Annotated in this window: 22 protein-coding genes; 6 read left to right on the top strand and 16 right to left on the bottom strand. The window is 66.5% G+C overall.

The genetic code is table 11. The features are described from left to right. Positions 1 to 21: 21 nt before the first annotated feature. Genes IBX22_RS10430 through IBX22_RS10420 form a run of 3 tightly spaced genes read right to left on the bottom strand, consistent with a single transcriptional unit; the run spans position 22 to position 3,591 of the window. On the bottom strand, positions 22 to 1,062 hold the full coding sequence (locus IBX22_RS10430) for an NAD(P)-dependent alcohol dehydrogenase (protein ID WP_194815087.1): 1,041 nt from the start codon (positions 1,060 to 1,062) through the stop codon (positions 22 to 24). Beyond that, complete coding sequence (locus IBX22_RS10425) at positions 1,059 to 2,216, bottom strand: serine hydrolase (RefSeq protein ID WP_194815086.1); 1,158 nt, start codon at positions 2,214 to 2,216, stop codon at positions 1,059 to 1,061. The genes IBX22_RS10430 and IBX22_RS10425 overlap by 4 nt, the downstream gene beginning before the upstream one ends. 4 nt (positions 2,217 to 2,220) lie before the next feature. Continuing rightward, positions 2,221 to 3,591 (bottom strand): NAD(P)/FAD-dependent oxidoreductase, encoded by a 1,371-nt coding sequence (locus IBX22_RS10420; RefSeq protein WP_228538286.1) that lies wholly within the window; start codon positions 3,589 to 3,591, stop codon positions 2,221 to 2,223. Between the two features lie 107 nt (positions 3,592 to 3,698). Between IBX22_RS10420 and IBX22_RS10415 the strand changes: the two genes are divergently transcribed. Further along, the gene (locus tag IBX22_RS10415) at positions 3,699 to 4,310 is read left to right on the top strand and encodes a TetR/AcrR family transcriptional regulator (RefSeq protein ID WP_228538702.1); all 612 of its coding nucleotides are present in this window, start codon (positions 3,699 to 3,701) and stop codon (positions 4,308 to 4,310) included. Here IBX22_RS10415 and IBX22_RS10410 read toward each other — a convergent pair. After that, positions 4,307 to 4,774 carry a hypothetical protein gene (locus IBX22_RS10410; RefSeq protein WP_194815083.1) on the bottom strand — a complete coding sequence of 156 codons (468 nt, stop codon included), beginning with the start codon at positions 4,772 to 4,774 and terminating at the stop codon, positions 4,307 to 4,309. The two genes, IBX22_RS10415 and IBX22_RS10410, sit on opposite strands and share 4 nt — an antisense overlap. A gap of 216 nt (positions 4,775 to 4,990) precedes the next feature. Between IBX22_RS10410 and IBX22_RS10405 the strand changes: the two genes are divergently transcribed. Further along, positions 4,991 to 5,752, top strand: coding sequence for a DUF6319 family protein (locus IBX22_RS10405; RefSeq protein ID WP_194815082.1), 762 nt, complete (start codon positions 4,991 to 4,993; stop codon positions 5,750 to 5,752). An 18-nt stretch (positions 5,753 to 5,770) separates the two neighbouring features. Here the strand turns inward: IBX22_RS10405 and IBX22_RS10400 are convergent, their stop codons facing one another. The 3 genes from IBX22_RS10400 to IBX22_RS10390 are packed head-to-tail and all read right to left on the bottom strand — an operon-like array spanning position 5,771 to position 8,548. Beyond that, complete coding sequence (locus IBX22_RS10400; RefSeq protein ID WP_194815081.1) at positions 5,771 to 7,375, bottom strand: GGDEF domain-containing protein; 1,605 nt, start codon at positions 7,373 to 7,375, stop codon at positions 5,771 to 5,773. Continuing rightward, entirely contained in the window at positions 7,375 to 7,950 is a 576-nt protein-coding gene (locus IBX22_RS10395) for a hypothetical protein (RefSeq protein WP_194815080.1), read from the bottom strand. The genes IBX22_RS10400 and IBX22_RS10395 overlap by 1 nt, the downstream gene beginning before the upstream one ends. Before the next feature lies 1 nt (position 7,951). Continuing rightward, positions 7,952 to 8,548: a pyruvoyl-dependent arginine decarboxylase gene (locus tag IBX22_RS10390; protein ID WP_228538285.1), complete on the bottom strand. Its 597-nt coding sequence runs from the start codon at positions 8,546 to 8,548 to the stop codon at positions 7,952 to 7,954. 424 nt (positions 8,549 to 8,972) lie between these two features. Between IBX22_RS10390 and IBX22_RS10385 the strand changes: the two genes are divergently transcribed. Continuing rightward, a complete protein-coding gene (locus tag IBX22_RS10385; protein WP_228538284.1) occupies positions 8,973 to 10,661 on the top strand; it encodes a sodium:solute symporter family protein in 1,689 nt (562 codons plus the stop codon). A gap of 12 nt (positions 10,662 to 10,673) precedes the next feature. Beyond that, positions 10,674 to 10,904: a hypothetical protein gene (locus IBX22_RS10380; RefSeq protein WP_194815079.1), complete on the top strand. Its 231-nt coding sequence runs from the start codon at positions 10,674 to 10,676 to the stop codon at positions 10,902 to 10,904. 155 nt (positions 10,905 to 11,059) lie between these two features. Here the strand turns inward: IBX22_RS10380 and IBX22_RS10375 are convergent, their stop codons facing one another. The 3 genes from IBX22_RS10375 to IBX22_RS10365 all read right to left on the bottom strand — a co-directional run bounded on the left by IBX22_RS10375 (position 11,060) and on the right by IBX22_RS10365 (position 13,840). Continuing rightward, complete coding sequence (locus tag IBX22_RS10375; protein WP_309234519.1) at positions 11,060 to 12,520, bottom strand: PepSY-associated TM helix domain-containing protein; 1,461 nt, start codon at positions 12,518 to 12,520, stop codon at positions 11,060 to 11,062. Between the two features lie 115 nt (positions 12,521 to 12,635). Beyond that, a complete protein-coding gene (locus tag IBX22_RS10370) occupies positions 12,636 to 13,199 on the bottom strand; it encodes a hypothetical protein (RefSeq protein ID WP_194815078.1) in 564 nt (187 codons plus the stop codon). A 101-nt stretch (positions 13,200 to 13,300) separates the two neighbouring features. After that, entirely contained in the window at positions 13,301 to 13,840 is a 540-nt protein-coding gene (locus IBX22_RS10365) for a cysteine dioxygenase family protein (RefSeq protein ID WP_228538283.1), read from the bottom strand. A gap of 75 nt (positions 13,841 to 13,915) precedes the next feature. Here IBX22_RS10365 and IBX22_RS10360 point away from each other — a divergent pair, with 75 nt between their 5' ends. Next, positions 13,916 to 14,800 carry a LysR family transcriptional regulator gene (locus tag IBX22_RS10360; RefSeq protein WP_194815077.1) on the top strand — a complete coding sequence of 295 codons (885 nt, stop codon included), beginning with the start codon at positions 13,916 to 13,918 and terminating at the stop codon, positions 14,798 to 14,800. Positions 14,801 to 14,825: 25 nt separating this feature from the next. On the opposite strand, the gene IBX22_RS10355 is transcribed toward IBX22_RS10360, so the two are convergent. The 6 genes from IBX22_RS10355 to IBX22_RS10330 form a co-directional block, all read right to left on the bottom strand. Beyond that, a complete protein-coding gene (locus IBX22_RS10355) occupies positions 14,826 to 16,466 on the bottom strand; it encodes an acyl-CoA synthetase (RefSeq protein WP_194815076.1) in 1,641 nt (546 codons plus the stop codon). Positions 16,467 to 16,652: 186 nt separating this feature from the next. Then, positions 16,653 to 18,278: an acyl-CoA synthetase gene (locus IBX22_RS10350; protein ID WP_194815075.1), complete on the bottom strand. Its 1,626-nt coding sequence runs from the start codon at positions 18,276 to 18,278 to the stop codon at positions 16,653 to 16,655. 107 nt (positions 18,279 to 18,385) lie between these two features. Continuing rightward, complete coding sequence (locus IBX22_RS10345; RefSeq protein ID WP_194815726.1) at positions 18,386 to 18,838, bottom strand: helix-turn-helix domain-containing protein; 453 nt, start codon at positions 18,836 to 18,838, stop codon at positions 18,386 to 18,388. Positions 18,839 to 19,011: 173 nt separating this feature from the next. Beyond that, positions 19,012 to 19,746: an RNA polymerase sigma factor gene (locus IBX22_RS10340; protein WP_194815074.1), complete on the bottom strand. Its 735-nt coding sequence runs from the start codon at positions 19,744 to 19,746 to the stop codon at positions 19,012 to 19,014. A 105-nt stretch (positions 19,747 to 19,851) separates the two neighbouring features. Continuing rightward, a complete protein-coding gene (locus tag IBX22_RS10335; RefSeq protein ID WP_194815073.1) occupies positions 19,852 to 20,361 on the bottom strand; it encodes a winged helix-turn-helix domain-containing protein in 510 nt (169 codons plus the stop codon). A 64-nt stretch (positions 20,362 to 20,425) separates the two neighbouring features. Then, entirely contained in the window at positions 20,426 to 20,833 is a 408-nt protein-coding gene (locus IBX22_RS10330) for a DUF3224 domain-containing protein (protein WP_194815072.1), read from the bottom strand. Between the two features lie 69 nt (positions 20,834 to 20,902). On the opposite strand from IBX22_RS10330, the gene IBX22_RS10325 reads away from it, so the two are divergent. Beyond that, entirely contained in the window at positions 20,903 to 21,694 is a 792-nt protein-coding gene (locus IBX22_RS10325; RefSeq protein ID WP_194815071.1) for an AraC family transcriptional regulator, read from the top strand. The last annotated feature ends 18 nt before the right edge of the window (positions 21,695 to 21,712 follow it).

Raw genomic sequence — 21,712 nt, 5'->3', positions numbered from 1 at the left:
ATGCTGTGCAGCGAAATCTGGTCAGGGCACCAGGACGGCGCGGCCTTGGATGAGCCCTTTGTCCAAGCGGTCCAAAGCTTCGCGGCCGTCGGCCAGATCGAAGCGTTCGACTTCGACCCGCACCGCGCCGGATTGGGCCAGCGCCACCGAACTGATCAAATCGGATTTGGTGCCGCCGTAGGACTTTCGTACCGAAGCGCCCCACGGCCAGCCCGGGCCGCCGGCCGGTCCCGCGGTGATCTCCGGTGCGCCGCCGCCGAGGCCGATCATCCGGTAGGCGCCGTTGGGCGCTACCGATTCGACGGCGAGGTTCGCGGTCGAATCGATGCCGACGAAATCGAACACCGCGTCGGCGCCGCGTCCGCCGGTGCGATCCAGGATCGCCTGGGCGGTGCCGGTGTCGCACAGCAGGCCTTCGGCCGCGCCGCAGCGGGCCGCCAGTTCCAGCTTCTCCGCGGCGATATCGACAGCGATGACGCGGGTGGCGGTCGTGGCGGTAAGGATCTGCACCGCGACATGTCCCAGCCCGCCGATGCCGATGACCACCGCCGTCGAGCCCGGCCGCAGCTGTGCCCGGGCGCCTTCGATCGCGTGGTAGCTGGAGAGCGCGGCGTCCGCGAGCGGCGCGGCCTGCAAGAAGTCCAGATCGCCGATGGGCACGAAAGAGCTTGCGGGAATGCGGATGTACTCGGCCATGCCACCGTCGGGACCGAGCCCGGGGCAAGGTGGCATCGCCACCCGGCCGGCGGCGAGGCACACATTCTCGTTGCCGCTCACACATTCCCGGCAGGTCCCGCAGGACCAGCACAGGTAGACCAATCCGCGTTCGCCGACGGTCCGGCCGTCGACATTGCCGCCGACCGCCTCGATGGTTCCGGCGATCTCGTGCCCGAGGGTGAGTGGATCGTCCCGGAGTTTGAACGGAAGCTGCAGGACATGCAGGTCGGAATGGCAGATGCCGGCGGCGCCGACGCGCAGCAGCAAGTCGGTCGGGCCGATGTCGGGAACCGGAATCTCACGCATCTCGAGGGTGCCGGGTCCGGTCAGCTGTAGCGCTCTCATGCGGTCACCGCCGCGTAGGTGGCCCGCAGATACGCATCCGCCCGGGCCGACCCGATGATCCCGGGTTCCATCTTGTTCATGGTGTAGGCGAAGGTCATTCGGCGATCCAGGTCGTTGACGACGATGGACCCGCCGTACCCGGACCACCAGCACACCCGGCCCTCCGGGACCTCCGGCGCGGTCTGCCGCTGCGGCAGCCCGTAGCCGATGCCGAACCGCAGCGGCACCATCAGCGCATGGTCGAGGCCGTCGGATTGCTGTTCGAAGATGAGATCGATGGTCTTGCCGGACAGGAACTCTCGTCCGTCGAGGGTGCCTCCGTTGGAGACCAGCGATTGCAACCGGGCCACCGAACGGGCGTTGCCGTGCCCGTTGATCGCGCCGATTTCGGCCTGCTGCCACTCCGGTGTCGGTGTCATGGCCTCGACGTCGAGCAGGGGACTGGTGAGCGTCTTGACCAGGATGCTTTCCTGATCGAGCAGCGACATATCGAATTCCAGTGCGGGCGGCGGGATCAACGTCGCGATGCGCTCCCGATGTTCGGGACCGGTGCCGATGTGGAAATCCGCGCCCAGCGGCCCGGCCAGCTCGTCGGCGAAGAAGGCGCCCAGCGTGCGTCCGGTGATGCGACGTACCGCTTCGCCGACCAGGTGCCCGTAGTTGAGGCAGTGGTAGCCCGACGCGGTACCCGGCGCCCACCACGGTGGCTGGGCGGCCAGCCGCGCGGCGGCGGCCTCGGCGTCGTAGATGTCCGCGATCTCGATCGGTGGCTGCCACCCCGACACTCCGGAGGTGTGACCGAGGATGTGCCGAACCTCGATGTCGCCCTTGCCATTTGCCTTGAATTCTGGCCAGTAGTGCGCAACCTTCTGGTACACATCCAGCGCGCCACGGTCGACGAGCAGCAGCGCGGACAGCGCGGTCATGGTCTTGCTGATGGAGAAGACGTTGACGATGGTGTCGGATTCCCAGGGCCGGGTGCGTTCCAGGTCGAGGTGACCGCCCCAGATGTCGACGACCGGCTCGCCGTCGACGACGACGGCGATCGAGGCGCCCAGCTCCGCGCCGGAGGCGAGCTGGTTCGCCAATTCCGCTCGGAGACCGGCGAATTGGTCGGTGCATGATCCCGCGGTGGTTCCCGTGGTCGATGTCATCGGTCTACTCCGCCGGCTCGAGAACGCGAACGGGGACCGGCAGTGCGTTCCCCGTGGCCGCGGCACGCTTGGCGCCCCGGGCCATTTCCTTGATCATGTCGCGCACATACGGTTCGAATTCGATCTGGATCGTGTGCCGCGGAGAGTTGTAGTAACGCTCGCGTTTGGCTTGTTCGTCCGCCTCGATGGTCGTGTGCATCTCCTGCTCCGACGGCGGCAGGTACTTGCCGGTGAGGTAGGCCGCGACCAGCTTGCTCTGCTGTTCGGCGAAGTTCACCAACGTCGGAAGTGGCTGGGCCAGGCCGAGATAGAAAAGGTTGTCCACGCCGGGTTTCATCATGTGCTTGAACAGCGGTAGTCGATTGTCGCTGTCGGGCAACAGTTCCGGGTCGGAGAAGAACGGGAAGCTGATGTGATACCCGGTGGCGCAGACGATCACGTCCACCTCTTCGGTGCTGTCGTCGGCGAACCGCACCCGCGAACCCTCGAGCGCGATGATGGCCGGTTTGAAGGCGATATCGCCACAACCGGCGCGGTAGAGGAACTCCTCGCTGGCGGAGGGGTGCGCCTCGAACGGCTCGTGGTCCGGCTTGGGCAGACCGTAGAACTCCATGTCCCCGCGGAACTTTCGCACGAACCGCTGCCGGAGCTTCAGGCCGAGCTTGCGCGGCATCCAGGCGGGCATGCTCCGCTTGTCGCCGACCGTGCCGTTCACGTATTTCGGCAGCACCCACACCCCGCGCCGGGCCGAGACGATGAGCTTTTCGGCGAGATAGCGCCGGGACAGCTCGGAGGCGATATCCAGCCCGGAGTTGCCCATGCCGACCACCACGACCTTCTTCCCGCGCATATCCACCGGGTCGAACGGGTCGTTGTAGGCGTGGCTGTGCATCAGCACGCCATCGAATTTGCCCGGATAGTCCGGTGTCCGGGGATCCCAGTGGTGCCCGTTGCAGACGATCAGCGCGTCGTAGCCGCGGGCGCGGCCATCGCTGGTGGTGACCAGCCAGGAGCCATCGGATTGGCGTTCGGCCGCCGTCACCTTGGTGTTGAAGGTGATCTTGTCGCGCAGGCCGAAATGGTCCACGTAATTCTTGAAGTACTCGAACAGCTGCGAGTGGTGCGGGAAATCCGGCCAGTCGTCCGGGGCCGGATAGTCCTCGAAAGCCAAGCGGAACTTGGAGGTATCGATGTGCAGGCTCTGGTAGCAGGCGGACATGCCATTCGGATTCTTGAAATACCAGTTCCCGCCGACCTCGTCGGAGGCCTCGAAGCAGTCGAACGGAATGCCGTACTCGTGCAGGCGTTTCGCGGCGGTGATCCCGGACGGCCCGGCGCCGATGACGCAGACCCGGGGAAAATTCTGTGGAGTCAAGTCGGTGATCCTCATCTGAAAGCTGCCGTCGCCGAGAGCCGTTGGTCCCGGAGTGACGTAGGCAACAAAGTAACACTGGCTAGACGCGCTGTCTAGTGAGTGACATGATGTCCAGTGTGACTAAGGCGAGCTTGCGCGACGAACAGAAACTGCAGACCAGAGCCAAGTTGATCGAGGGTGCGAAAGCCCTGTTCAGCGGCCAGGGTTACGCGTCTGTCCGGGTCGACGACATCGCCGCCGCCGTCGGTTGCAGCCGTGCCACCTTCTATCTGCACTTCACCGGCAAGCTCGACATCCTGCGCGCGGTAGCCGAACAGAGCACCGCGCCGAGCGCGTTGCACTTCTATGAGGATCTGGACCGGGTACTCGACACCGGTTCGCGCGCGGAGTTCGTCGCCTGGATGACGCGCGCCATCGAATGGTTCCAGGAATACAAGGACCTACTGCCGGCCTGGGATGAGGCCACCGCGCTGGAGCCGGAGTTCCGGGAGATCGCCAAGCAGGGCATCCTCGCGCTGCCCAATGCCATGACCTCGTATCTGGCGCGCTGGCCCGCCGACCGCAAAGACGAGGCCCGGCTTCGCGTGGAACTGCTTGTGGCCCAATTGGAACGGTTCTTCACGCGCTGGGCCATGCAGGGCACGATCGATGTCACCGCGGCGCAGGCGGCCGAGGTGCTCACCGATATTTGGTTCCCCGCTTTACAAGCACCGCGTTAGCCGGAAAGTGGCAGGACCTCCGGGGCGCCGCCATCGGGGGTTTTGGTCAGGGTGGTGAAGATGCCGTCGAGCGGCATCGTCAGCTCGATGGCGACCGGGAACGATTGCCGCGGCGCCGAGGCGCAATCCGGATGGCACACGCTGCGCGACTCCATGCCGCGGCCGAAGGCGCCGGTGTCGGTCCAGCTGTCCCAGGTGATCCGATCGATGATCATGTTGTTGTCCGCGCAGGTGAGGACGATCGCGGCAGGCCGAACCTCGCGCCGGCGCTGGCAGTTCGCGATCGCGACCGGGATAACCGGTGCGGGCGTAGGCGCCACCGTGGTTCCCCCGTGCTCGGTCGCGATGTCGTGCTGGCCCACCAGATCGGCCGGCACGACGGCGTCGTCCTGGTCCCGTTCGCACGCCGGGATCGAGACGACCGCGGCAATGACCAGGGGTGTGACGCCGGCGATTCTGCGCATGGAACTCCTCCTGCTGTCTTCACGTCGGACGATGGCTTGAATGTAACTGAGAGTTTGCTGAAGCTTGGGATATGTGCGTGCGCAACTCTTCGGACAGCTGTGCGAATGCTCGATTCGGCAACGCGGTGCAAATCTGTCGGTGCGGTGCGGCATCATCTGTGCACGCAGCCCTTCACGACGAACCGCAGTCAGTCACCAAACCGCTCGGAGTGCATCATGCCGTCCCCCAGGACCAAGCCCAAGCCATTGTCGGACACGGAGATTCAACAGATCGCCTCGGACATCGCAGGCGGCCGTCCACCGATGGTGTGGTTCACCGCTGCCGCGGTCGGCGTGCCGGAGGGCCGGTCCGGCAAAGTGATAGCGCTCGGCGACCCGGCCGACGGAGATTTTCTCCAGGTCCGCCCGACCGGATCGAAAGATGTACTGTCCTTCTCTCCCACCGAAGTGACGTTGACCAAGCCGCCGCGTAATCCCGAGAAGGCGGCCAGCTCGAGAACTGCTCAGCCGAAGTCAACCAGGAAGGAATCCACTGTGACCCAGCCGTCGACCATGTCGAGCGCTGCGAACCAGCCCGCCCCCGCCCCGGTGGCAGACATCATGAAACCGATTGGCGCGCAGCCGGAATCGGGCGAATCGGGCACCGATGCCAAGGCTGCCGCGAAACCGGCCGCCGCCAAGCCGGTCAAGTCCACCGCGGTCCGCAAGGCGAAGGCCCCCGAGGTCACCGTGACGCTGAACGGCACCTCCGACGGCGAATGGACCGTCGAGGTGATCAACGGCAAGAAGCGCACGGTGCGCGGGTTGCCGGTGCAGAGCTCCGCGGTGGCCCAGGCCGCCAAGATCCTGCATCCCGAAGTCGCCGAGGTGGTTTCGGGCATTCTGGACGCGGCCCGGCAGGTGCAGGAACAGAAGGTCGCCGCTTTACAGGCCGAACTCGAACAGGCCCGTCGGCTACTGGACGAACTCGCCGACTGAGTGTCGGCTCACTGAGCGTTAGACCGCGGTACTCGTTGTCCGGGAAGCCGGGCGCCAACTCCGGCGCCCGGCTTCCGCGGGTGCCGGCGCCGGTGTCGCGACGCCACGGCGACTGACCGGCTGCTGGGTCTTCCAGGTGCTCGCCGGGGTGGCGGTGTGGCGCATATCGTCGTGGAAGGCGTACCCCAGCCCGTACTCCTTGGCGTGGTACATCGCCGAATCCGCTTCCCGGATCAAGTCGTAGATGCTCGCATCCGACGTGCGCGGGCCGGTACAGGCGATGCCGACGCTGGTGGTGATCGGCACCTCACCGGCGCTCAACTCGAACGGCCGCACGAACGCGCCCAGCAGCCGTTCGGCCAGCATCGCGGCCTCCTGCCGTCCCAGCGGCGCCAGCACCACGAATTCGTCGCCGCCGTAGCGGGCGACCACGTCGTCGCGGCGCACCACCCGCCGAATCCTGGAGGCGGCGTTGGCGATCAGCTCGTCGCCGACCGCGTGCCCGTAGCTGTCGTTGACGCCCTTGAAGCCGTCCAGGTCGATGAACAGCAGGCACAGCGGTTGCCCGGCCCAGTGCTCGCTGTTGCGGTTGAGGGCGCGCAGCAGTGCGGCTCGGTTCAGCAGGCCGGTGAGCATGTCGTGGTCGGCCTGGTATTGCGCGCGGCGTTCACTGCGCTGGCTGCGCTGGATCGCCCGCTCGCTGCGCACCAGCACCCCGATGAGCAAGAGCGCGAACAACGACGACACCACCACCCGGTCCACCGTGCCCAGGCCCGAACCCACCACCGGCACCAGGGATGCCACGATCAGCGCGACCGCGATGAAACTGGCCCGCTGCCGGGAATGATGCGGGTGGATCCGGCGCTGGCCGCCGATGTAGGTCATCGTCGGGTGCAGTGCCGCGACGCCGCCGATCGCGTACCCGATCAGCAGCGGCGTTACCAGCACCTCGTGCCCGAAGGTGGCGGTGCCGACGGTGTCGAGGCTGTAGCCGAGATCGCCGACCAGCATGGCGAACAGCGCGACGTGCAGTAGCCGCAGGGAGGTATCCGACCGCGCCGAGGTGGCCACCGAATGCGCGACCAGGGTGAGTAGCAACGCGTCCAGCACCGGATAGATGGCCGCGGCGGCGGTATCGGCCGTGTTCGCGCCCGTTTGCAGGATTGGTGAGATCAGGAATGTCCAGGACGCCAGGAGTGCGCCGAGTCCGATCAGCGCGGAATCGAGCAGCAGATCGTAATTTCCGCGGACTTGGCGCGGCCGGAGCCAGAGCGTCGCGGCGACCCCGATACCGCAATACCCTGCCAGGGTGAATAAATCGTCGAACGGACTCACTGAATCCGAGGTGAATTCGCGAAGTGCGGTCCCCACGCCGGACAGTCCTGCCGATACGAACAGCAGGTACCAGGGCAGCGGTTGGGCGGGCCGGTGCCGCCGCAGCCCGATCGCGATCATGACCTGTGCGGACCCGACGACGACCAGCACGGTCAGCAACGCCAGGGCCTGGGAATCGATGACCAGCGGCAGGGCGATCATCGCGGATGCGCCTACCAGAAGCAGCGCGCACCAGGGCATTCCGAAGAAAATTGGTTCGTTCGTCGCTTGCTCTTCGCTGACTGTCATCAGCCCCCCTTGGTCGCTCCGTCCTCGGTGAACAGCGCGGCGTAATAGGTCTGAGAATCCTCCACCGCGACTTCGACGTTCGCCAGCCGGTCGCCCATCGCCCGCATGCGGTCGATGATCGATCGGTGAGTGTTGTTGTATGAGCAGATGTCCCAACCGACCGCGGCGCGCTCGGCCACCAAAACCTGGACAACTGATTTGATCATGGCATGAAATGTGGCCCCTTGTCGTGCACTTGGGGTCACAAGAGTGAAACCCCCATAGTAGATCGCGTTTCGGGCGGCGTGTTCGGGAAAACGCGCCCGGAAGTAATCCGGGCTGATCCACGGCACTGTTTCCAGATGCCGGGTCAGCGTAGTGAGACCGATCGGCTCGCCGGTTGTGTTGCGCGCCACATGTTTTTGTATGCGGGGGTCGACCATTTCGGCGTGGAATTCCTCGGGATGCAACACTTGCCGCGCGACCGCCCGGGTACGCATCGGGCCGAAAGCGTCCTCGTAGAGCTTGGCGAACTGCTCGATCTGGTCTTCGGGAATCTCGGTCTCGATGGTGACTCGAGGCTCGGGTTCGACCATCTCAGCTCCACGGTGTCGTGTGATAGGCCGCCAGCACCAACGCGCAGGCCGGGTCCCCGGCGCACCTCGTCGCGGTGATCGAAAGCTGAACGGGCCCAAAGCTTTCGGGGCGATTAGCGGTCATATCGTGTAGGCTGGTTCGGATCAAATGCTCGACCTCCTCGGGTGTCTCCGCTTCGTGCTCCACGAAAAGCCCTGCGCCGGAACCATCATCACGCAGGACCCAGCCGATTCCAGCGGCCGCGGACACCCCGACCTCGGTCGCATGCTGTACGGCATAGACACAGTAAAGCCGATCACCCCATGCGATCGGCTTGCGTACGCGTTCACCGCGTTCGAGCACGGCGCGTGGCGGGATCACGGAGGACAGCCGAATCAAGTTGGCATCACCCACTCCCAGCTCACGAAGCGCCGCATCGAAAGCCGACATCATCGTCGGCCCGACCCCGGTCGCGGCGCCGATCTCGATCGTCAGTGGCGCCCCGTCGTCGGAGGGCACGCCGGTATGTGCGGCGCGTATCCGGCCGAGGGGCGGGCGTAGTCGTCGATCGATCCACTGCAGCCCGAGTAAGCCGCTGCGTGGGGTTGTGTGAATCATAGTGCCCTCCCACTGAAACATCCGACCCATTTTGCAGGTCGATTTTGCGTCAAATTGACTCTGCGTCACGATCCGCGATCCCGCGCGGGGTCTCGGAGAATCCAATGCTCACCCGGCGTGTCGCTGGGGACGGCTCCGATACCGTTGCCGCCGTAGGGTTTTCGTGTGGGATTGGTCACGTCATAGGACGGTTGTTCGAACGGCGCGGGACCGTCCCGGGCGTCACTAACCAACTGACCAGCTTTATCGCCGAATGTGGTCTTGCGGCGCGGCGCGGGCGCGCACAGTAGATGGCAGCCGAGAATGTCCGGCGGGAACCGCACTCGCAGGACCATGCTCGACGCCAGGTTTCACCGCCAGGAGGGACGACGCTGTGCCGCTTGCCGACTCACCCGTGAACGTAACCGCTTCGACTGGACAGTTTTTGGCCGACGGGCAACTGCGGCTGGACGCCGCGCCGGTCGACTACGCGCTGGTCGCCTTGTACTTCGTGTTCGTCCTCGGGATCGGCCTGCTGGCCAGGTCGAGGGTGTCCAGCAGTATCGACTTCTTCCTGTCGGGGCGGTCGCTGCCCGCGTGGGTGACCGGTCTGGCGTTCATCTCCGCGAACCTCGGCGCGGTCGAGATCATGGGAATGTCGGCCAACGGCGCCCAGTTCGGGTTCCCGACCTTCCACTACTTCTGGATCGGCGCGGTGCCGGCCATGCTGTTCCTCGGCGTGGTGATGATGCCGTTCTACTACGGCTCCAAGGTGCGCAGCGTGCCGGAGTTCATGCGCCGGCGGTTCGGCACCGGCGCACATCTGGTGAACGCGCTGAGTTTCGCGATCGCGCAGGTGCTCATCGCGGGCGTGAACCTGTATCTGCTCGGATCCATCGTGAACGTGCTGCTCGGCTGGCCGCTGTGGATCTCGGTGATCGTCGCGGCGGTAGTCGTGCTGTCCTACATCACCCTCGGCGGGCTCTCGGCCGCGATCTACAACGAGGTGCTGCAGTTCTTCGTCATCGTGGCGGCGCTGCTGCCGCTGACGCTGGTCGGTCTGCACCGGGTCGGCGGCTGGGACGGCTTGAAGGACAAGGTTTCCGGGTCACCGGGCGGCTCGGCACAGTTGAGTTCGTGGCCGGGCAACGAGCTCAGCGGATTCACCGACAACTTCCTGTCGGTGCTGGGCATCGTGTTCGGGCTCGGGTTCGTGCTGTCGTTCGGGTACTGGACCACCAACTTCGTCGAGGTGCAGCGCGCCCTGGCGACGCACTCGATCTCGGCGGCGCGGCGCACACCCATCCTCGGCGCGTACCCGAAGATGTTCATCCCGCTGATCGTGGTGATCCCCGGCATGATCAGCGCGGTGCTGGTGCCGCAGATGGCGGAGTTCAAGCAGGCCAAGGCGGCGGATCCGGACTACAGCGGAGACGTCAAGTACAACGACGCGCTGCTGTACCTGATGAAAGAGGTGCTGCCGAACGGGCTGCTGGGCGTCGGCCTGGCGGGTCTGCTCGCGGCGTTCATGGCGGGTATGGCGGCCAACATCTCCGCCTTCAACACCGTGTTCAGCTTCGACCTGTGGCAGCAGTACGTGGTCAAGGAAAAACCCGATCACTACTACCTGACCGTCGGGCGCATGGCGACCGTCGGCGCCACCTTCGCGGCGATCTTCACCGCGATGATCGCCGGCAACTTCAGCAACATCATGGACTACCTGCAGACACTGTTCAGCTTCTTCAACGCCCCGCTGTTCGCGACGTTCATCCTCGGCATGTTCTGGAAACGGATGACGCCGACCGCGGGCTGGATGGGCTTGGTCTGCGGAACGCTGTCCGCCGTAACCGTTTTCCTGATGCACGAGGCGGGCGTGTTCACCCTGTCCGGCCAGGGCGCCAGCTTCGTGGCCGCCGGTGTCGCCTTCGCCGTCGACATCGTGGTCAGCGTCGCCGTCACCATGGTGACGCAGCCCAAGCCCGCGGCCGAGCTGGTCGGCCTGGTGTACTCCGAAACTCCCGAGGAGATGCGCACCGACCCGGAACAGGCCTCGCTGCCCTGGTACCAGCGCCCCGTCCTGCTCGCGGGGATCGCGCTGGTACTCGTCATCGTCCTCAACGTGCTCGCCGGATAAAGGAGTCCCGCAATGCTTTTCGACATCCGCACCATCGTCGGCGCGCTGCTGGCTCTCTACGGCATCATCCTCACCATCACCGGGCTGGTCGCCAATACCGCCGCGGAGAAGGCCAAGACCGGCGACTGGAACATCAACCTGTGGGCCGGTCTGGGCATGCTCGCCGCCGGACTGCTGTTCATCGGCTGGGCCGCGCTCCGGCCGGTGGTCCCGGATCAGGTGCCGGTGGAATCCGACGAGTAGTAGTCGGGACGAAGCCTCGCTGGCGCTCGGCTTTCGTCCCGCCTACTGAGTCCGGAGGGGCACCGGGGGCGCTTCGCTTCCCCGGTGCCGCACTGCTTCGGGCTTGCCTCGCTTCGCTCGGCGTTCACCCTGAGGTACTGGGGCGGTGGGGGGAGTTACGCGGAGGTGGGGCGTGCGCGTTGCGTCAGACCGACGAGCACGTCGACGACCAGGAAGGCGACTAGGCTGAGGCCGACGAGTGGTATGAACCAGCCGATACCGGCGGCCGCCACGACGAGCGGCACCGTGATCCACGGCGAGGTCTTGCGCAGCACGCCTCGGCGCGGCGCCCGGCCGAACGCCGAACCGCCCCGGGTGGGTCTGCGCTGCCACCACATTCGGTAGCCGTAGCAGATCACGAAGATCAGCCCGACCATCGCCACCAGCAGCAGCAGCTGGTTCGGCAGGCCGAACAGCAGGCCCATGTGGAAGGCGATGCCCCAGTTGGTGAGCTTGGCCATCAGGGGCCAATCGGCGTAGGCGAGCCGGTCGGTGACCTGCCCGGTGCTGCCGTCCACGGCGACCGCGTCGACGGTGTAGGTGCCGGGCAGCCGCCGTTCCTTCACCACGAACGCCTGGCCGGGCTTGGCCGGAATGGCGATCTCCGAACCCTGGGTGACGCCGTCGGCGCGGGCCACGGCGTACACGACATCGAGCTGGCCGATCCGCTGCTCCGGGTTCTCCGGCTTCGGCATCTCATGGCCGGCGTGCTGGTGATCGCCGCCGGAAGCCGGTGCGGGCGTGGATGATCCGGGCAGCTTCGCGCTCACCGACGGCGTGACCCAGCTCAGCTGCTCGCGCAGTTCGGTGACATTGGCGCCGGCGTAGGTGGACCAGGTCATGCCGGTCGCCGCGATCAGCAGCAGCACCGGCGCCGTCCAGATGCCGATCGCGCCATGCCAGTTCATGGTCTTGGCGCGGCCACCCTTGGAGCGGTCCGGCCGTAGCAGCCACGTCGCCGAGTTCCGGTTGCGGCGGCCGCGCACCCGGCGGAACCAGAGCACCAGGCCGGCGAGCGCGATGATCCACAGCCAGGATGCCGCGAGTTCGGCGTACAGTCGGCCGGTTTCACCGAGGTGCAGGCTGCGGTGCAGCTGGTCGATCCAGGTGCGTAACGGCAGTGCGCCCGAGCTGCCGTAGACGACGGAGTCGCCGACCGGCTGCGCGGTGTATGGGTTGACGAACACCGCGCGGCGCTCGGACTCCCCGAGGGACGGGTCATTGAAGATGACCCGGGTGGTATCCGCGGTGCCGGGTGCGGGGGAGACCGCGACCAGAGCCAGGTTCGGCTGAGTCGCGACGGCCGCACGGACCTGGTCGGCCAGCGGCTTCGGGGTGCCCTGCGGCTCGACCTGCAACAGGTCCTTCGAGGTGACGTCCTCCAGGATCGGCGAGATCGCATAGAGCGCGCCGGTGACGGCGGCGATCAGGATGAACGGCGCGATGAACACGCCCGCATAGAAGTGCAGCCGCATCGCCAGGGCTTGCAGGCCGTTGCGGGTCGCGGGTTTGCCCGGACCGGCGGGGTCGGAGGGGGACGCCGAGGTATCGGCGGGGAGAGTTTCAGTTGTACTCACGGTCTTTTCGCTTCGTCGGGTTGGAGACCCGGGCGCGCTTCGGTACCGGCCGAGGGCAGGCCGTTCAGGCGCGGCGCAGCACGACAACGTCGGCTGTTACCGGGTGTGGCGGAATTCAGACGAGAGCGATGCGCGGCGGACCCCGAGTCCGCAGGGTTTCGGCCGCGAGAATGCGCAGGATGACGTGGTCCCGATGCGTGGTCCGCAACGGGGCGGGCTCGGGAATGACCGGCGTGCGATAGCGCGCGGGCAGTACCCGCGCGAGTACGGCGGTGCCGATCCGGTACGCGGCTTCCGCGCCGCGGATGACGAACGCGGCCAGGCAGGCGGCGACGATGTGCGCGGTGAGCATGGCGGGAGTCAGCTGTGCATCGCCGTGATGCATATGCCCGGAGCTGATGCCCATGGTGAAGTGACCGAGCAACTGACCCGCGACCAGTGCGGCGACCAATCCGCCCGCGGTGTCGCGCAACGGCGAGATGCCCGCGACGAGCGCCCCGACCACCGCCGAGGCCGCGGCCAGCAGCACGAGGGTGGTGCCGCCCGGCGCCATCCCGCCGGAAGCCCAGCCGTGCGCGGCGATCGAGATAGCCCCCGAGATCGATCCGGCCGCCCCGCCGCGCACCCGCGCGACGGCGCTGCGGTACTCCGCAGCGGTCCGGCCGAACTGTCTACTCACCCGCTGATGATAACCGACCGTTCACCGGCGGAATCCCGTCCGGACAGAGCCGCGAAAATCAAGGTTGGCCAGCAATTTCCGTCCGTAGATTTCGCACCGGCTCAGGTCCGAGCCGGCCTGGTGCGAACCGGCAGATCGTAGGTGCGCTGGACGCTGCTGCGCCCGCCACCGAGGTCCGTGCCGTACACGTGCAGCGTGATCGCTGTGTCGTTGCCAGGATTGCGCACCTTGTGGATGTCGCCGGGCGGTGCGAAGCCGCTGACCGCGCCGGTGCCGTTCACCGATTGCCCGAGCAGGGTGAGATGGTCGCCGTCGTCGCGATAGAGCGTCTCCTCTTCCACGCCCTGCAGCACGGCGAACGCGCACCACGCGATGTGGTCGTGGATGCGGGTCTCCTGCCCGGGCCGCCAGATAACCGCCTGGATCGAGAACTGCTCCTCGGTATGCAGATAGACCCGTCCGATCCCGGCCTCGGAGCCGCGGCGTTCGTCTTCGGTGAGGATGTCGGTGCGGGGGTGGCGGGCCCGGAGTACCTCGGCGACAGCGGTCGCGATGCGGTGCGGATCACCTGCGTGCAGGGCGGGCCGGATGCCGTCGATGAGCCGGGACAGTCCGGGACGGGTCTGCGTCAGTATTTCCATGTCTTCGAGCGTGCGCGCTCGAAATCAATAGGTCTAATGCCAATCTTCTTGGGAGAACATAGATATCGTTGATGGATGTTGGACGTGGGACGCCTGCGCGTGCTCGTCGCGGTGGCCCGCACCGGCTCGGTCACCGCCGCCGCGCGGGAACTGCACTTTTCGCAACCCTCGGTGAGCCACCACCTGGCCCGGCTGGAAGCCGAGACGGGCGCGCAGTTGACCCAGCGGGCCGGGCGCGGGATCCGGCTCACCGAGGCGGGCCGGTTGCTCGCCGAACGCGCCGCCGAGATCCTCGGACGGCTCGACATCGCCTCGATGGAACTGTCCGCGCACGTCGGGCTGCGCGCCGGCAAGGTGCGGGTGGCGACTTTCGCCTCGGCGATGCTCATGCTGATGCCGCGCGTCGCCGAACGCCTCGCCGCCGAGCATCCGGGTCTGGAGCTGGAATTGACCGACACGCATCCGCCGGAGGCGCTGCACATGCTGCGCGTCGGCGAGGTGGATGTGGCGCTGGCCTACCGCAACGAACACGCTGTCGAAGACTCCGGCGTCCGGCTGAGCTATCTGTTCGACGACCCGACCTGCCTGCTCACCCGGCTCGGCGACGATCGTGATTCCGTTGCCGCACACCGGGATACGCGCTGGATCGCAGGATGTGAGCGGCAACGCGACAACCTGGTCCGGGTGTGCGCCGACGCGGGCTTCACCCCGAAGATCGCCTGCACCACCGACGATATCGCCACCAAGCAGGCGCTGGTCGCGAGCGGCGTCGGGGTGACGCTGATCCCGCGGCTCGCGCTCGAGGCCTATCAGCATCCGGGTGTCGCGGCCTTCGAGGTGCCGGGCTCCGCGCGCCACATCTATGCCGCCACCTACGGCGAACCGCCGGACCCGCCGCCGACCCGGGCGCTGCTGGCGGCACTCAGCGCCGTCACACAACAGCGCCCGCACTCGGAATGAGCACGGGCGCTGTGGGTTTCGACGATCAGGCGTCGACTTCCATCTCGATCAGCGGCTTGCGCAGCAGCTTGCCGGTCGCGTTGCGCGGCAGCTCGTCGAGGAAGATCACCTCACGCGGCACCTTGTACCGCGCCAGGTTCGCCCGCACGAAATCCTTGAGCTCCTGCGCGTCCCGCTTGGACTCCGGGCTGGGCACCACGACCGCGCGCAGGCGCTTGCCGTATTCGCGGTCGTCCACGCCGACCACGGCCGCCTCGAAGATGTCCTCGCGGCCCGCGAGCAGGTTCTCCACCTCCAGCGGGAAGACGTTCTCGCCGCCGGAGACGATCATGTCGTCGTCGCGGCCGTCGATGTAGAGCAGGCCGTCGGCGTCGAAATGCCCGACGTCACCGCTGGACATCAGGGTGCCGACCATCTCCTTGTTGCGGCCGTCGGTGTAGCCGGAGAAGGCGAAACCGTTGTCCACGAAGATGGTTCCGGTGACGTTCGGCGCAGTGATCGGCTTACGCTTCTCATCCAGCAGCGAGATCCGGATACCGACCGGCGGCTTACCGGCGGTGGTCGGCGACTTGCGCAGCTCCGCCGGGTTGGCGACGGTCATGACCGCGCATTCGGTGGACCCGTACAGGTTGTAGAGGCTGTCGCCGAAGTAGTCGAGGCTACGGGTGACCACGTCCGGCGCGATCGCCGAACCGGCCGCGAAGATCACCTTGATGGTGCGCGGGTCGTATTTGGCCAGCACGTCTTCGGGCAGGTCCAGGATGCGCTGCAGCATGGTCGGCACCACGATCAGCGAATCCGCCTGGTGCTTGACGATGTTCGCCAGGGTCTGCTCGGGGTCGAAGCGACGCTGCTGGAAGACCACCCGGTTGCCCAGCGCCAGCCCGAGGGTGAACTGGGACAGGCCGGTGCCGTGGAAGATGGGCGCGGCCATGATCATGGTGCCGCCCCGGGGCAGCGGCACCCGGTCCAGGAACTGCGCCGAGGCGATCGGGCTGACCCGGTCGCGCGGCGCGCCCTTCGGCGTGCCGGTGGTGCCGGAGGTCAGGATGATCATGCCGCCCGGCTTTTCGGGCGCGGGATGGGTGGCCGTGGACTGGCCCGCCGACACCGATTCGATGGTCGGAATCGAGGGATCGGCGTTGTCCTTGGCGTCCACCCAGGTGAGCACCCGCGGAATGTCGGCGGGGATGGCGCTCATCAGGTCGAAGAATTCGCTGTCGTGCAGCACCGCCTTGACCTTTTCGCGGGCGGCGACGTCGGCGAACTGCGGCTTGGCGAACCCGGTGTTCATCAGCACCGCGCGCACGCCGAGCTTGCCGGCGGCGAGCAGGCTCAGCACCATGCCGCGGTGATCGCGAGCCAGCAGGGCGATCACATCACCGGGCTGCAGGCCCTGCGCGGCCAGGCCACGGGCCAGCGCGCTGGACTGCTCGTCGAGCTGGCCGAAGGTCAGTTCACCGCGCTCGTCGACAATGGCCGCGGCCTTGGGGGTGCCCTGCGCGGCGTGCATGACCACACCGGCGAACGGGCCGAACTTCAGGACATTGATCGCGGACTTGGCGGCGTGATCGAGGCGGAGCGGATTGAACAGCCCGCGCTTACGCATGACGTTGACGCCGGAAGCTAGATCGCCCACCTTGCGGGCGGTGCCGGACAGAGACATCGAGAACAACCTTCCGCGATCCCACTCATCGAGCCGACCCCTGGGCAGACCACGAGCAGTGGTGTAGACCGCAACATCGAGATCCAGTGCTGGCGCTAACAATAGCAAGCGTCTGTGACGCGCTGTGTCATGTATCTCACGCAGCACAAAGGCCCCGCAGGAGATGCGGGGCCCTTCGCGGTGTTTCTAGGCCTTGACGTCGTATTCCACGAGAACCCGGCGGAGCAGCTTGCCGGTCGGGTTGCGCGGCAGGTCGTCGAGGAAGACCACGTCGCGCGGCACCTTGTAGCGGGCCAGGTTGTCGCGGACGTAGGCCTTGATCTCCTCGGCCTGCGGGCTTTGGCCCGGCTCCGGCACGATGAAGGCGCGCAACCGCTTGCCGAACTCCACGTCGTCCACGCCGATGACCGCGGCATCGAACACGTCCGGACGCTCCAGCAGCAGGTTCTCCACTTCCTGCGGGAAGACGTTCTCGCCGCCGGAGACGATCATGTCGTCGTCGCGGCCGTCCACCATGAGCAGGCCGTGCTCGTTGAAATGACCGACATCGCCGCTGGACATGTAGCCGTCGATGATCTGCTTGTGCCGGCCGTCGGTGTAACCCTCGAACGGAGCGCCGGAGCGGATGAAGATGCGCGCGGTCGTGCCGATCGCGGTGACCGGCTTGTCGTTGTCGTCGTAGAGCCGCACCTCGCAGGTGACGGGCGCGCGGCCGACGGTGCCGGGGGACAGCGCCAGCTCCTCCGGGTTGGCGACCGTCGCGACCGCGCATTCGGTGGAGCCGTACAGGTTGTAGAGCACCGGGCCGAAGGTCTGCGTGGCCTTGACGCACAACTCGGGCGAAAGCGCCGAACCGGCCAGCAGGATGCAGTTCAGCGCGGAGATGTCGTACTTGGCGCGGACCTCGGCGGGCAGTTCGACCATGCGGTGCAGCATGGTCGGCACCGCGACCAGCATTTCCGCCTTGTGGTCGGCGATCATCTTCAGCGTGGCTTCGGCGTCGAAGCGGCGGCGCACCACCACCTTGTTGCCGATGGAACCGGCGAGCATCCAGGTGGCCAGGCCGGTGCTGTGGAAGATGGGCGAGACGATGACCTGAGTTCCCCTGTTGGGGAACGGGATCCGGTCCGCCAGCTGCGCGGGCGCGACCGGGGTGATCTTGCTGCGCGGCGCGCCCTTGGGCAGCCCGGTGGTGCCGCTGGTGAGGATGATGAAACCGCCGGGCTTCTTCGGGGCGGGCAGTTCGGCGGCGGAGTTGGCGGCGACCAGGTCGTCGAGAGTCTCAGCGCCGGAGGGCAATTCGGTGCCTTCGTCGACCCAGGTGAGGTAGCGCGGCATGTCCGCGGGCAGTGCGTCGAGCAGCCCGAGGAACTCGCTGTCGTGCAGCACCGCCTTGACTTGCTCGCGGGCGCAGACCTCGGCGAACTGCGGCTTGGCGAAACCGGTGTTCATCAACGCGATGCGCACGCCGAGCTTGCCCGCCGCGGCCATGGACAGGATCAGGCCGCGATGGTCGCGCGCCAGCACGCCGATCACCATGCCCTCGGTGATCCCGGCGGCCTGCAAACCCCTTGCGATGGCATTGGATTGGTCGTCGAGCTGCTTGTAGGTCAGCTCGCCGCGCTCGTCGACCAAGGCGGGATTGTCCGGCACGACGCGGGCGGAATGGCGGATCGCGGTGGCTTGCGGGCCGTACACCTGCGAATCCTTGACGGTCTTCAGCGATTCCAGCGGCTTGCGCGGATCGGTGACCCCCCTCTTACGAAGAACCCCCAGCGCTTTCACAACTTCCAGCGCGTGCGCCACCTTCATGCGTACACCCTCCACTGCCAATCTCGCGAGGCTCGCGGCCCCGGCATTAAATGTCCACACCGTAACAGTGCGTAGCGTAGGTCACATTGATCTGAATCGGATTGGTTTCACTCGGTTCCGTCCGGGGGCACTTCGGGCAGGCCCTCACTCGCCCGCAGCTTCTCCGCGAGGCTGGTCAGCAGGTTCTGTGAGTCCTCGGAGAGGTCGAAAGCCCGGGCCGAGAGGCGGCGCAAGCCGTAGCCCTGCAGCTGCGACAGCAACTCCAGGTCGTGGTCGACCTTCCGCGCGTAGGCGTTGTTGAAGAAGTAGTCCGGTTTGACTTTGAAGAACCGGGCGAGGGCGGCCACGGTTTCGTCCGATGGATTTCTGCGCCGGCCCGAACGCAGTTGGGACAGATAGGGTTTGGAGATCGGGTGGCCCGAGGCCGTCAGCGCCGCGGCGACCTCGGCGTTGGTGTGCGGTTTGCGGCCGGGTGGGCGCACCGTCTCGAACAGCTTGTTCAAGCGCTGGCTGAAGGTCGGTCGGGGCGCGGCGGCGGGGGATTCGTCGAGGAAGTGGATCACGGCATGTGTGTTCTCCAGTGCGGCGGCGCGGGCGCGAAGCTCGAGTACGCGGGTCGAAGCGATGGTCAATTCCCTTGTCCGCGTCGGCGAAGTACCCAGCGAGGACTGCTCGAGGAGGTCGGCGATCCGGGCGGTCTCCGCGCCCGCGGTCACGTTGTCGTCGTAGGTCATCACTGCTCCTTCCCGGCGAGGCGATTGATCCAGGCGTACTCGAGCCGCAGCCGGGCCCAGCGGCGTTCCACCGCTTTCGCGCTGGGCCAGCCGAACAGCCCCGCGATCTCGGCGGCGGTGTAACCGGCGGCCTTGCCCCACACCATGTTTCGGTCCCGCTCGGACAGCCTGGCCAAATACGTATAGAGCACGGCCCGATTCACCACGGACTCGGCGAAATCGGGTCCGGACGCGGATTCGCGATAGTCGCCCGAGGAGATCGGGTCGGTACCGGTGCAGATATCCGACAACTCGCCGGTGCGCCGGTATTTTCGGAAGGCGTCGATGAAGGCATACAGGCACGCGCGGATGAAGTAGGCCGACAGGCTCGCGCCGCCGTCCTTGCTCCAACCGTTGCCCGCCAAGGCTTTTCGCCGGAAGCTGGCCAGTGCGGCCGAGACCGAATCGTTGGCCAGATCTTCGCTCAGCCGGACCGCGACGAGTTCTCGTTCGTGCACTGACGGACACAGCTCGCGGCCCAGGGCGTTCGTCTCGGCGAAGATGTGCCCGGACCGTAGCCAGGCGGTCAGCACCACCAGCCCGTACCGGACCAAGCGGTCCGCGAGGACATCCCACGCGGGCCCGCGGAATCCGGTTGCCCGGACCATTTCGAAAAGTTCCTGCTCGGCGAACTCGATCATGGGATCGAGCCGCACGGGTCTGCCATCGGCTGGTTCTTGCGCGTCGTTGGCCACCCCACCACCTCCTGCACGGCTTTTTTCAAAGTAGTAGGCGGTGTTCGGGGGCGTAACCCCCTGTAGCGCAACGATTGAGCAAACCTGATGTGTCAGCTAATGCTGTCAGCGTCGTGAGCTGGCCAAAGCGACCAGAAGCGGGACAACGCGGTTGGCGGGCACCTCGAAACGGCCGCGCCCCGCGGTCTGTAGCCAACCGACAGCAGCCAGCTGGCGCAAATGGTGATAGATCTGGCCGGAGGTGCCCACCTCGGGCAGTCCGGCCAGCTCCGCGGCGGTGCGGCGACCGGCGAGAATGGCCCGCAGCAGCCGTAGTCGCACCGGACTGCCGAGTGCGGCAAGGCATTCGGCGGCCTCGTCGGCGTCGTCCAGTAGCAGGTCGTCGGTGCTGAACATGGTCTGCCAGCTGTACTGCTCACCGGGCGGTAGTCGCACCGACCCGGTGAACAGCACACCCCCGTTCAGCTCGTCCGCGGCCGCGTATTCCTGCTTCAGCCGGTGCAGCGCCCACAATTCCTCGTCCACCGGCATGGCGATTTGTACCGGTACCTCTTGTGCGGCTTCGAGTTTCGCGAGCCGCCGCTCCAACTCTGTGACGCGTTCTTCCAGACCCACGTTACGAGATTACGAAACTACGTATCTTCAGGCAACAGTTTGTTTCTTCCCCTATCACTGCTGGTCAGGGGCAGCTGTAGACGAGGGTGTAGGTGGACTCGCCGGCGCTCGAGGCGTAGCCGCCGGTGCCGGAGATCCCGGTCAGTTCACCGGTACCGGACCCGGGCACGACCGACCAGTCCGCGCGGGAATCGCCGGTGGCGGTGAAGGTTCCGGTCAATCGCAGGACGAAGCTGCCGGTGCGCCCGCCCAGCGTGCCGCGGGTGCGTTGCAGGCTGTCGAAGGTGCCGCTGCCGTCGGGGTTGGTGAACATCAGGCCCTGCCAGTCGGCGTCGCCCTCGAGGTCGCCGCGGTAGAGGTCGAAGCCCCTGGCGGTGGCCAGTTTCGGTGCGGTCGCGTCGATCTCGGCGTATTCGGTCTGGTCCCAGGATTTCGATTCGATGGTGCCGGTCGCGGTGGTCGTTTCGCTCATGGTTTCGACGGTATTTCCGGCGCGGTGCGGTGGTCTTGAACAAACGCGAACACGCGCGACAATGGGGCGATGGATCCGACCACGGATGCCCCGCCGCGCGGGTTGCTCGATCCCCGGGCAGGGGACGGGCTGTATCGGGAGACGCTGATTCCGGCCGCCGCGGACCTGTCCGGCATTGTGGCGCACCATTGGGCCGTGCACTGGGATCTGCGTGGTCGCGAGCCCTATACGGTCGAAGTGCTGCCGCATCCGGCGGTGATCCTGGTCGTCGAGAACGGGAACTGTCGCGTGCACGGGGTGCTCCGCGGGAAATTCAGTCAGGACCTCGAGGGGTGCGGCGATATCTTCGGCACCACGTTCCGCCCGGCCGGATTTCACGCATTGCTGCGGCGGTCCGTTGCTGTGCTCACCGATCGGGTGCTGCCGGGCGCGGAGATCTTCGGTTCCGATGCCGATCTTTTCGCCGCTCGAATTGCCGCCGCCACCGACACCGCGGAACGTCAGGAATTGTCGGAACGATTTGTCCGCCAATACCTTTCCGTCCCTGTCGCTACGGTCGTACTTGTCAACGAGATCGTCGACGAGATTTCTTCCGACCGCACGATCTTGCGCGTCGACGATCTCACCGCACGCTTCGGAACAGGAAAACGCAGTCTGCAGAAGCTGTTTCGCGATCACGTGGGCGTCTCGCCGAAGTGGGTAATTCAGCGTTACCGCCTGCACGAGGCCGCGCAGCGCCTGGACAGCGCCGATGCCGACCTGGCGACCGTGGCCGCCGAACTCGGATACGCCGATCAAGCCCATTTCGCCCGGGACTTCAAATCCGCGACAGGCCGACCCCCGGCTGCCTACCGTGGTTGATCCGGGGAACGTCTGTAG

Source organism: Nocardia sp. XZ_19_385 (genome assembly GCF_015355755.1).
In the GTDB taxonomy this organism is placed as follows: domain Bacteria; phylum Actinomycetota; class Actinomycetes; order Mycobacteriales; family Mycobacteriaceae; genus Nocardia.
This window is presented reverse-complemented; position numbering and strand designations above follow the sequence as displayed.